The organism is Nocardia suismassiliense (assembly GCF_900269665.1).
GTDB lineage: Bacteria > Actinomycetota > Actinomycetes > Mycobacteriales > Mycobacteriaceae > Nocardia > Nocardia suismassiliense.
This window is the reverse complement of sequence record NZ_LT985361.1, coordinates 2,102,486-2,114,697: the sequence shown is the minus strand read 5'-3', so window position 1 is coordinate 2,114,697 and position 12,212 is coordinate 2,102,486. Positions and strand designations below refer to the sequence as shown.

Genomic DNA, 12,212 nt, shown 5'->3' with positions numbered 1-12,212 from the left:
CGCGCCCTCCTGGTCCGTTCGCGCGTCAGAAGCCACGCGCGCTCGGTATGTGTTCGGCGCCACATTCGATCTGGATGGGTAGTGAAATCGGACAGAAGATGAACACGCAGAAGCCGTGCGCGTGTCGTGGGTGTGTCCGTACCGTTAGCCTGGATACGTGGAAGTACGCGCAGAGACCAGGTCGAAGCACCAACGTCTGGACCCTGCGTTGGAGCTGCAGGACGACCCACAGGAGCTCATGCCGCGGCGACGGCCGACGCAGGAGCGCAGTAAACGCAAGTTCGACGCGCTGTTGCAGGCGTCGCGCGAACTGCTCGTCGAGGTCGGGTTCGAATCGTTTACCTGTGAAGAGGTGGCGGCGCGCGCCGAGGTGCCGATCGGCACGCTGTATCAATTCTTCGCCAACAAGTACGTCATCGTCTGCGAACTGAATCGCCAAGACCTGGTGGCCGTTTCGCAGGAGCTCGCCGACTTCCACGGCGAGATCCCGTCGCTGGACTGGCTGCGGCACATGAACCAGCTGGTCGACCATCTGGCGAACCTGTGGATGAACGACCCGTCCCGGCGCGAGGTGTGGCTCGCCATGCAATCCACGCCCTCGACGCGGGCGACGGGCGCGATCCACGAGAAGGAGTTCGCCGAGGTCGTCTCGCAGATGCTGCGGCCGCTGACGCCGCGCACCCCGCGGGCGCGGCGCACCATGATGGCCGAGGTGCTGGTGCACGTCGTCTACTCGATGCTGAACTTCTCGGTGCAGGACGAGCAGAGCCACGCCGAGGCGGTGTCCGAGCTCAAGCGCCTGATGGTGGCGTATCTGCTGGTCGCGGAGAAGGAATCACGCTCGGCCAGCGGACGCTGAGTCGCATAGCCGCCTAGTTGCTGAATCCGAAACAGGGGCTATCCTCCAGGAGTATGTCCAGCCCAGGGCCGTCTGCGAATCGCCGCGCGCTGTTTGCTCAGATGTCCGCGCGGTCCGCAGACCTGACCGCGTTGGCCATCAAGCGACTGCGCGCGGAAATCCCCGCGTATGCGCAGTTGGATTCAGAAACGCTGGCGCCCGCCACCCGCCGCACCATCGATCAGCTGATGCGAGTGCTCGCCGAGGGGCGTGAGTTGACCGCAGACGAACTCGCCGTGTTCACCGCGCACGGCGAAACACGAGGCCGCCAAGGGATCCCGGTGACCGAAATGTTCCGCGGCTGGCGGCTGGCCGTGCGGATCGCCATCGACCAGGTCGTCGTCACCGGCCGCAGGCTCGGCATCGGCGACAGTCAACTGCTCGGCCTGACCAACGAATTGCTCGCGCTCACCGATACCGCGATCCTCGCAGTGGCGCGCGGACATATCGATGCCGATTTCGAACGAACCCGCCACGACCAGCAGCGCCGCGCCGACTTGGTCCGCGGCATCCTGTTCGGCACGCTCAGCCCTGCCGAGATCCGTGTCCAGGTCGAACGATACGGCTTGGATTCCGATCGCGAATACCGCGCGATCCGCGCCCGCCCGCATCCCGAGCTGCCCGCGGACCGGGTGGCTCGGCTGCTCGAGCACACACCGTCCGGCGATCGGCCGCACGGCCTGCTCGCCCTCGTCGACGGCGACATCGCCGGCGTGGTGGACCACATGCCCGCCAGGGAGATCGACACCGCGGTCGGCATCGGCCCGCCCGCCCGACTGGATCGGATGGAGCCGTCGTTTCGCCGTGCCACCCGAGCGATGGCCACCGCGGAGGCCTTCGAACGCACCGGCGTCTACGAGCTGGCCGATCTCGGGCTGTTGCCCGCGGTGCTCGCCGATACCGAGGTCGGCGACGAATTGGTCCGCCGCTACCTCACACCGCTCGGCCGAAACGACAGTGCCGCAGCGCTGCTCGACACCGTCGCGCACTACCTCGGCAACGGCATGCGGGTGGACAGCACCGCCAAGGAGATGGGCTTGCACACCAACACCGTGCGCTACCGCCTCCGCCGCTTCCAAGACCTGACCGGTATCGATCTCACCGACCCCGATCGTGCCCTGGAAGCGTGGTGGGCTTTGCAACGTCGCCGCCTCAGCCGGGAACGCTGAAAAGCCGCACACCTCCTGATGTCCTGCACCGCAAGCGTTTTCGGCTGCAGAGCATCAGTTGGTGTGCGGCTGTACAGGTTTGACGCTCAGGCGGGCGTTTCCCGGCCTTCGATCAGGTCGACCAGTTCACCCGGATCTTCCAGCACCACCATCGCGGCGGCGGTGTCGCCGTCGTGCGTCAACGACAGGTGAACCCGTGCGCGCGGCAGGAATTCGGCGGCGAGGCCGTGCAGCTTGATGCTCGGCCTGCCCCACGCGTCGTTGACCACCTCGATCAGCGGATACGGATTGTCGCCGATCTGTGGGCGGCGCGCGAAGCGGGAGGAGGCCCAGGCTTTGATCACCGCTTCCTTCGCCGCCCAGCGCACCGCGTAACTACGCGCCGGATCGGTCCCCTTGCTCTGACAGTAGCGCCGCTCGCCCGCGGTGAAACTTTCCCGGAGCATGGTGGTTCCGGCGCGTTCGAGCTGTTCGGCGAACTCGGAGATGGTCACCAAGTCCAGGCCGATACCGAGGATCGTCATATGCCGGGAGCCTACGACCTGCTCTGGCGGTCCGTGCCCGAACCGGCCGCAGTGTGGCCGGTGCCGCACCCGAACCCGTCGGCCCGGTAGGCGCCATCCGCGTTGAGGCGAGCCTCGGTGGACAGCAACACATCCGCCTCCAGCTGGCGCGACTGCTTGGCAGGCGTGCCGTCACCACCCATGCGACGGTCCGCCGGACGCTCGTACAGCGGAGCGCCGCCACACATGGCCTCGGTGAACCGCTGCCGCCCGGCGAGCTGACGCTGCTGCGCCTGCCGCTGGTAGGCCTCGCGCCGCTGCGGGTCGATCGCCTGGATGAACGCCTCCGGATGCACCACCGCGAGCAGACCGTTGACGTGCCCGAAGCCGAGCGAGGTCAGCAGGCCGGCCTTGAGCGGGAACCGCTCGCCGAAGCGCAGCGGCTCGCGCGCCCACACCAGGTGCGGGTACGCCTGCATCTTCTCGTCGACGCAGTCCAGGCTCCGGTTCGGCGGCACCACACCGGTTTCCAGCACCTGGCACAGACCGATCAGCTGGAACGCGGCCGCGCCGCCCTTGGCGTGCCCGGTCAGGCTCTTCTGCGAGATGACGAACAGAGGTGCGCCCTCGGAGCGCCCGATGGCGGTGGCCAGCCGGGTGTGCAGCTCGGACTCGTTCGGATCGTTGGCCGCGGTGGAGGTGTCGTGCTTGGACACCACCGCGATGTCGTCCGGCCCGACCCCGAGCTTGCGCAGCTCGGCGGCGAACCGGGACTCGCGCCCGCCACGCCCCGCACCGAGCGCGCCGAGACCGGGCGCCGGGATGGAGGTGTGCACGCCGTCGGCGAAGGACTGCGCGAAGGCGACCACACCGAGCACCGGCAGGCCCATCTCCACCGCCACGTCACCGCGGGCCAGCAGCACGGTGCCGCCACCCTGCGACTCCACGAACCCGCCGCGACGGCGGTCGTTGGCGCGGGAGAAGTACCGGTCGCTGATGCCCTTGGCGCTCATGGCCGCCGAGTCCGCGGTGGCCGACATGTCACCGAAGCCGACGATGCCCTCGATGCCCAGATCGTCGAAGCCGCCTGCCACGACCAGCTCGGCCTTGCCGAGGCGGATCTTGTCGACGCCCTCTTCCACCGACACCGCGGCGGTGGCGCACGCCGCCACCGGGTGCACCATTGCGCCGTAGCTGCCGACGTAGGACTGCACCACGTGCGCGAGGGCCACGTTCGGCAGCGCCTCCTGCAGGATGTCGTTGGGCCGCGACTCGCCGAGCAGGTTGTCGACGTAGAGCGAGCGCATCGAGGACATGCCGCCCATGCCGGTGCCCTGGGTGTTGGCGACCAGGCTCGGGTGCACCCAGCTCATCAGCTCGGCCGGACTGAAACCGGAGCTGACGAACGCGTCCACCGTGCAGACGACATTCCAGAGGGCAACGCGGTCAACCGAGTTCGCCATCTCCGCGGAGATGCCCCAGATGGTCGGATCCCAGCCGGTGGGGATCTGGCCGCCGACGGTGCGCGACAGCTTGGCCCGGCGCGGCACCCGAATCTCGGTGCCCGCCTTGCGCGTCACCGTCCAGTCCGCCGCGTCCGGCACCGGTGCGATGACCGTGTGCTCGGGGTCGGCCTCATGGAAGGCGCGGGCCTCGGCCTCGCCGCCGACCGTGAACGTCAGGTCCTGGTCCAGGAACACCGAGGTCATCAGCGGCGCGCTGTTGTCGATCATGGCTCCGTCGTCGCCGTAGCGGCGCACGCCGCAGCGGGCGACGACCACGTCGTGGTACTTCTCGGCGATCTCGGATTCGGGGACGTAGTCACCGGATTCGGCGTCGTACCAGCCGGGCTTGGGATCGTTCTCCCAGGTGACCAGGCCGGTGGTCCAGGCGAGCTCGAGCACGCCCGCGGCCGAGAGCTGATCCTCGACCTCCATCTCGAACCGGGTGCGCGCCGAGCCGTACGGGCCGAGCTCGCCCGCTCCGACGATCACCACCATGTCGGCGAGATCGGTGGTGACCGTGCCCCATTCGGGCACCGGCAACACCGAGGACATGGTCGGCGGCGCGGGCAGTGCCGAAATCGTGGCTGCCGCATCGGCTTCCACCGTTTCCTCGGCGGCCTGCTCCGCGGCCTGCTTGGCCAGTGCGGGCAGATCGAGCTTGGCCTTGGCGAGTCCCCCGGTCAGGTCGATCTGCTGCGGCCCGGCCAAGGTCACCTGGCGAGCGCGCGAGGTGCACCACTTGAGCAGCTCGTCGGCCATCTCGGCGGTGGACCAGGTCTGCACGCCCGCCTGCTCCACGGCCTCGACCATCGGGTCGTTGTGGCCCATCAGCCCGGTGCCCCGCACCCAGCCGATCATCGCGTGCACCAGGGTGACCCGAGTCGACCACGACTTCTCGGCGCGCCACTTGGCCACCACCGCGTCGAGCGCGGCCTTCGACTCGCCGTACGCGCCGTCGCCGCCGAAGAGGCCGCGGTTGGGCGAACCCGGCAGCACCACATGCAGTTTCGCGTCCACGTCGTGGTCGGCGCCGAGGGTGGACAGGCCACCGATCAGCCGTTCCACCGACCAGAGCAGCACGCGCATTTCCATCTCCGCGCGGGCACCCGCGTCGGCGAGGTCACCGGCCACCCGCGGCGCCGCGAACGGCAGCAGCATGGTCGGCGTCATCGCGTCCTTGGTCTTGACCTTCGCGCCGCCGGCGTTGTCGACCTGTTCGGTGCCGACCCACTCGATCAGCGCGTCGATGTCCTGGTAGGAGGCCATGTTCGCGGGCACCACCCAGAGGGCGGCACCGCGGCGGGCGTTGTCCCGGTACAGCTTCCGGTAGAAACTCAGGCGGTCGTCGTTGAGGCTCGACGTGGTGACCACCACGGTCGCGCCGCCGCCGAGCAGCCGCCCGGTGACCGCCGCCGCGATGGAACCCTTGCTGGCGCCGGTGATCACCGCGGTGTCCGCGGACCATATTCCGCGATCGTCGGCGGTCAGCGCCGCCGTAGCGATGCGCTCGTACACGCCGGCCAGCACCGAACGGGCCTCGTGCTTGGCCCGCTCGCGCCACCAGTTCGCCTGCGCGGCAACGGCTTCACCCGCGCCGAGGTAGCCGTCGACCGGCAGCTGCGCGGACTCGGCGTCGTCGCCGAGCCACAGCTTGGCCAGATCCTCACGGGCCGTGGCCCAGCGGTCATCGAGCAGCACGGCCTTACGGGCGTCGAACGCGGGAGCGACCAAACGCGGCCAGTCCGAACCCAATTCGGCCGAGACCAGGTCGACCAGCGAGGTGTCGGTCGCCTCCGGCGCGGACACCTGTTCGGTCAGGCCGAGCTGTTCGAGCACGACCCGGGCTGCGGTGGCGAGCACGCCGTCGCGGCCGGTGATCTGCTCGGTGAACTCGCCGAGGGCGGCCGCGTCGACGGTCGCGCCGCCGCCACCACCGGTGGAGGGCAGCGAGACCGCGACACCGCGGCGGGCGGCGACCGCCTGCACGGCGGCGTCGATGGCCGCGTCGACCGAGGCTGCGTCGCCCAGCGAGCCGTTGACCAGCCCGCCGAGATCGCCACCGCGGACGCTGGCGCCTTCCCTGGTGCCGAGGGAGATCTCGGCGGTGACATGGCTGGCCCAGCCGTCGCCGAGCTCCCAGACCTTCTTCACGCGTTCGCCGATCGCGGCCGGACGCTTGCCGGACGGGCCGAACACCTTGCGCAGATGGTCACCGATCGAGTCGGACAGCACCGAGCCGAAGGGCTTGTAGGTCCGGGCGAGGCGCTCGACGGTGACCGAGAGCGCACCCATGTCCGCGTCGGCGGCACCGTCGATGGCGCCGAGGGAGAGCTCCGTGCCGAGGTCGACGAGCAGCTGGTTGCGGCGGGAGGAGACGCCGTCGCACAGGCCCTCGATAGTGTCGACCGGGCCGATCTGGTCCAGCCGCAGCTTGGTCCACAGCGCGATGAGCACGCGGGTGGCGTCGGCGGCGGTGAACGCGATGTCGTCCGGGCGCGGTCCGCCGGAGCTGGCGACCGGCGCGGCGGCCGCGACCGGTGCGGCAGCCGTTGCGGCCGAAGCGGTTTCGACAGATTCCTCGATGGGCTCATCGACGGGGGCGGGATCGGTGTCGGTCGAGTAGACGATGCCCGCCTCGCGCTCGATGTTGAGCACCTCGACCGTCGCGCCGCTGAACGCGGGCAGCTTCAGCGTCTGGCTGGCCAGGTTCGCCACCGTCGGCGTTGCGCCCAAACCGATTTCGACGAAACGCTCCACGCCGAGGCCGCCGTGCGCGGTGTCGGTGAACAGCAGGTCCTGGGTCTCGATCCAGCGCACCGGGCTGGCGAACTGCCAGGCCAGCAGCTCGACGAGCACTACGCGGCACAACTCGACCGGGCGCGCCGCCCAGCTGTCGAAGTCGGCGAGCACCGCGGCCAGCGGCTCGGACGGCACCAGATCCGCTATCTCCTGGATGAATTCGCGTTCCAGCGAGAACGGACGCGGCACCAGGTTCGGGATGTAGCGGCCGATCAGGATTTCCGGGTGCAGGTCGGCGGGCAGCAGCTGCTCGAGCTTGTGCCGGAACTCCGGCACACCCTTGCGCAGCACCGTGGAGTGGAACGGCACGTCGATGCCGGGCACCAGGATGAACGCCCGCTTGCCGCCGAATTCCGCACGGCGCCGGTCGATCTCGGTCTCCAAGGCCTCCAGCCCGGCGACCGTGCCCGCGATGGCGTACTGCGAGCCACGCAGGTTCAGGTTGACGACCTCGAGGAACTCCCCGGTCTGCGCGCCGATCCCGGTGACGAAGTCGATCACCTCGTCGTCGGGCAGGCCGATCTGCGACGGACGGATGGCGGCCATCCGGTAGTCGCTGCGGCCCTGCGCATCCCGCGGCACCAGCTCGTGCATCGCCGACCCGCGCTGGAACACGACCTCGAGCACCGCCTCCAACGGCAGCACCCCGGCGACCGCGGCGAGCGCGTTGTACTCACCGACCGAGTGCCCGGCCAGCATCGCGCCCTCGACGAACGCACCGGCCTCGCGCAGCTCGGCCACCTGGGCCACGCCGAGCACGGCCATCGCGACCTGGGTGAACTGGGTCAGGTGCAGCACGCCGTCGGGGTGCCGGTGTTCGACACCGCGGGCCTTGAGGTAGGTCGGGTTGTCCCGGACCACCGCGAGGATGGAGAAGCCGAGCGCGTCGCGGGTGTGCTTGTCGGCGCGGTCCCAGATCGCCTTGGCGGCCTTGGAACGGGTGCGCGCGTCCAGGCCCATGCCCTTGCGCTGAATGCCCTGGCCGGGGAACGCGTAGACCGTCCTGGGCGCCGCGGTCCGTCCGGTCGCGGTCATCACCAGATCGCCTGCGGCCCGGCAGGATACCTCGACGATCTCGCTGCCCGCGTCGACCGCGATGCGCTCGACGCGCACGTCGATCTCCGCGCCGGGGCGAACCATGCCGAGGAAACGGGTGGTCCACGCCGTTACGGTCCGCGCCGGAACAGCGCTTTCCGGGTCGATCGCCGAGACCGCGTGCTGGGCCGCGGCCGAGAGCCACATGCCGTGCACGATCGGGCTGCCGAGACCGGCCAGCTTGGCGGCGGAGTCGCTGGTGTGGATCGGGTTGTGGTCGCCGGAGACCGCCGCGAACGCGTGCATGGTGCGCGGCGCCACGATCGTGACGTCGCGACGGCGGCGCCGCGGGGTGTCGATGGCGGCATCGGACACCGTGCCCGCCGCGCGCGGAGGATCGGTGAGTTCACCTGCGCCATTGCGGCCGCGGATGGCGAACCGTTCGGTGAGGGTGGCGACGGTCGGCATGGACAGCCCGGTTTCGGGGCGGTCCAGCATGCCCGCGATGCGCACCCGCACCTCGACGACGCGACCGAGGTCGGTGTCGAGCGTCTCGCCCGCCTCCGCCCGCACCGCGAGAACGCTTGGGCTGGTGGGCAGTTCGCCCGCCAGCTCGATCTGGTGGTCCAGGTGGACCAGGTCGAGCATGCCCTCGATAACGCTCGCACCGTCGGCGGCCCTGGCCGCACCCAGCACGGCGAACACGGCGGGCCAGCAGGCGCCGACCAGCACGTCGGGAACCGTGCGGCCGAGCGTGCTCAGTGCCGCGGGCAGACCCGAGCCGGTCACGCCGGCGTGGTCGGCCACGAGGTCCGGCGACCACGCGATGTTCAGGTGGGCGACCTTGCCCTTCACCTCGGGCAGATCCTGCCCGGCGGCGACGGCGAGCATCGCGGTCATGGCGTCGTGCGCGTCGGCCTCGGTGACGACCGGAGCGCCACCGTTGTAGGTGGTGGTCGGCACGGTGATGCGGATGCGAACCACGTTGCTACCCAGCAGCGGAACGGTCAGCTCGACGTAGGAGTTGTCGGCGTCCGAGCCGGTGGTCTCGGTGAGCGTGGCACCGCTGGGCGGGTGCACGGCGCCCTTGCCGTCCACCGTCCAGTCGGCCACGTCGCCGAGCCGGTGTACCGGGTTGACGGTGGTGCGGCCGGACCATTCGATGTCCGGCGCGGCCAGCACCGTGTCGATCGGGCCGGTGGTCACGCCCGCCACTCGGCGCGCGTCGATAGCCGCCGGCACAACGCCCGCACGCACCAGCGAGTACGCGGTGTCCTGTTCGAAGCGGTCGAGCAGTTCGCCGACGGGCTCGTCGACGCGGGTGATGCCCGCGACGGAGACGGTGCCCGGGATGACGCAGACCTGGTCGGCCGAGTAGCGCGGATCATGGGCCTGCCACAGCGAATCCGAGCGCCACCAGCGGCGCACGTCGCCGTCGACGACCGGCACGAAGTTCACCGGCTTGCCCGGGGTCTTGCACAGGGTGACGAAGAACGGGACGTCGGCGGGGTGCAGCAGGGTCTGCTCGGCGGCCGGGTACTGCGCCTTCAAGGTGCAGAGCGCGTTGACCGGGTTCTCGAAGTCCTCGTCCGAGGCGAACAGCGTCGGGATCTCGCCGCGGTCGGCCGGATGCAGGCGAGATTCGGTGCGGCGCATCATCTCCGCGAAACGGTCACGCCAGGTGATGTCGAGCCAGACCGAACGGGTGGCGTCGGTGATCGCGTCGCCGATGTCGCTGCCGCAGTCGAAATCCTTGCGGCGGTCCAGACCGACCGCGAGCTCGATGTAGCGCTCCAGCCAATCCAGGTAGGTCATCGTCGCGACGTCACCGAAATACGGCTTGGCCGTGGCGTTGAGCGCCTCGATGATCTCTTCGCGCCGCGCGGCGACGGCCTCGGCGTCACCGGCGACCTCGTCGAGCAGGCGGCCGGTGCGCGAGGCGGCGTTGTCGATCTCGTGGATGTCGGCGCCCAATTGGCTACGGCCCGAGGCCATTCCGCCGGACGCGGTGCCCGCGCCGACCCAGTCGGGGGTGCCGGGGGTGTCCACCAGCAGCTGCTTGACCTCGGCCGCGGTGGTGGCCTCGAGCGTCGCCATGGCGGCCGTGCCGACCAGCACGCCGTCCAGCGGCATCACCGGGTAGCCGTGCGCGGTGGCCCACTCACCGGTCAGGTATTCCGTTGCGCGCTCGGGGGTTCCGATGCCGCCGCCGACGCAGACGACCACGTTCTCGTGGTTGCGCAGTTCGGCGTAGGTCTCGAGCAGCAGGTCGTCCAGGTCTTCCCAGGAGTGGTGCCCGCCGGCCTTGCCGCCCTCGATGTGCATGATCACCGGATAGTCCGGCACCTCGGTGGCGATCCGCAGCACCGCGCGGATCTGCGCGACGGTGCCCGGCTTGAACGCGACATGGGAGATGCCGACCTCGGTGAGTTCGTTGATGAGCGCGACGGACTCCTCGAGCTCCGGAATGCCCGCCGTGACAATGACTCCGTCGAACGGGGCACCCGCGGTACGCGCCTTCTGCACCAGCCGCTTACCGCCGAGCTGCAGCTTCCACAGGTACGGGTCGAGGAACAGCGAGTTGAACTGGACCGCGCGGCCCGGCTGCAACAACGTCTTCAGCTCCGCGACACGATCGGCGAAGATCTGCTCGGTCACCTGACCGCCACCGGCCAGCTCGGCCCAATGGCCCGCGTTCGCCGCTGCCGCAACGATTTTCGCGTCGACCGTGGTCGGCGTCATGCCCGCCAGCAGAATCGGCGAACGACCGGTAAGCCGGGTGAACGCCGTCTCCACCACGATCCGGCCGTTCGGCAGCCGAACCGGCTTCGGCGCGAACGCCGTCCACGGCGTGGACCGCTCCGGCGCGGCACCGGGAGTGAGCAGGCTGCGCTGCCCGGCCCGGGTCGCGGCGGCGACCATGCCGACGCCGGTGCCCTTGAGCGAACCGCCGGTCAGCCTGGACAGCAGATCGCCCGGGCCCAGATCCAGAATCCATTGCGCGCCAGCGGCAACCATGCCGTCGACGATCTGCACCCAGTCGATCGGGTCGACCAGAATCTCCTGCGCGAGCGAACCGGCCAGCGCGGCATCCAGGCCACACTGGTTGGCCCATCCGGTGACCAGGTCCACCGTGTCGGCCAGCGCCGGGTGGTGGAACGCGACATCGACGGACACGTCCTCGAAGACCGGCGCGAAGATGGCGCCGCCGCGCACCTTGGTGTCGCGTTCGCGGGACTGCTCGTCGTGAATCTGCGCGCAGCGCTGGCGTACTCGCTCCAGCTGGGCGGGCGTGCCGGAGAGCACCGCGCGCCTGCGTCCGTTACGAATGGACACCACCGCGGCCGCGGCCGGGTCGACACCCTCGGACACCTGGGCCACGACGGCGCGAAGCTGCTCGGGGTCGACGTTGGACACCGCGACCATCGGCGAGCGCTCGCCCACCGGCATCAGCCCGCGGCGGCGTGCCACCAAACCGGCTGCGGCGCCGATCAATTGCGCGATCGCCAGCAGCTCGGCATCGCGCCTGCCGCCGGCCTCGACCGCGGTCGCCGCGAGGCGGCCCTGCGAGTGGCCGACGATCGCCACCGGCGCCTGCTCGGTCGGGTCCAGGCCCTGCAAGCGCAGCGCGCGCATGGCCGCCACCTGAGAGAGCAGCACGCCCGGCATCGACACGGCGGCGGATCGCAAAATCTGCGGCGACGGGGCCGCGGAAACCTCACCCTGGTCGGTGTCGACCAGTTCGTCCTCCAGCATCCACCCGATCGGATCGAAACCGACCGGACGGACCACCAGCAGCTGTGCCGCAACGGGTTCCAGCATCGCTTCCGCCTCGTTGACCAATGCGGTCAATTCGGGCTCCAGCGCGCTGTCGCGTCCGATCTCTTCCAGTTCCTCGAGCCACTGGGCGCCCTGTCCCCCGAAGGCGAGCGCGTAGGGCGTCCCGCTCAGCAGCCGATCCAACAGCGGCGAGCGGTCCCCACCCCCGTGGGTGGCTCCAACCTTCGCGCTCTGTCCGGTACCGGTCTCGGTGCTCTCGTTGATCGTCAAGACGATTCGACTTCCTTTTCCTGGCGACGCGCCCTGCGAGACACGCCGCTCCCTCCGGTGCGCAGGTGTTCCTCAGCGTTGGGGCCTGATACGGGCGAGGATAGCCAAAATCATGAGGAAATCCTCACGTTTGCTCGGCGGCTACGGGGCATACCGCCGAGTATTCGTGCACATCCGTACCAGAATGAAGTCAAACATGACCCTTCCTCATGTTTGAACACGCTGGTCTACCGGGTTACTAACCCGTACGAAA

Annotated in this window: 4 protein-coding genes; 2 read left to right on the top strand and 2 right to left on the bottom strand. The window is 69.7% G+C overall.

Going from position 1 to position 12,212, the window contains the following annotated elements; translation table 11 throughout:
- Nucleotides 1–238: 238 nt before the first annotated feature.
- Nucleotides 239–859, top strand: coding sequence for a TetR/AcrR family transcriptional regulator (locus DBO33_RS09295; RefSeq protein ID WP_228542308.1), 621 nt, complete (start codon nucleotides 239–241; stop codon nucleotides 857–859).
- 101 nt (nucleotides 860–960) lie between these two features.
- On the top strand, nucleotides 961–2,067 hold the full coding sequence (locus DBO33_RS09290; protein ID WP_159080178.1) for a PucR family transcriptional regulator: 1,107 nt from the start codon (nucleotides 961–963) through the stop codon (nucleotides 2,065–2,067).
- A gap of 86 nt (nucleotides 2,068–2,153) precedes the next feature.
- Here DBO33_RS09290 and acpS read toward each other — a convergent pair whose 3' ends face one another.
- Nucleotides 2,154–2,591, bottom strand: a complete 438-nt coding sequence (gene acpS, locus DBO33_RS09285; RefSeq protein ID WP_107654668.1) for a holo-ACP synthase AcpS — start codon at nucleotides 2,589–2,591, stop codon at nucleotides 2,154–2,156.
- Between the two features lie 11 nt (nucleotides 2,592–2,602).
- Complete coding sequence (locus DBO33_RS09280; RefSeq protein WP_199856562.1) at nucleotides 2,603–11,959, bottom strand: type I polyketide synthase; 9,357 nt, start codon at nucleotides 11,957–11,959, stop codon at nucleotides 2,603–2,605.
- Nucleotides 11,960–12,212: the final 253 nt, after the last annotated feature.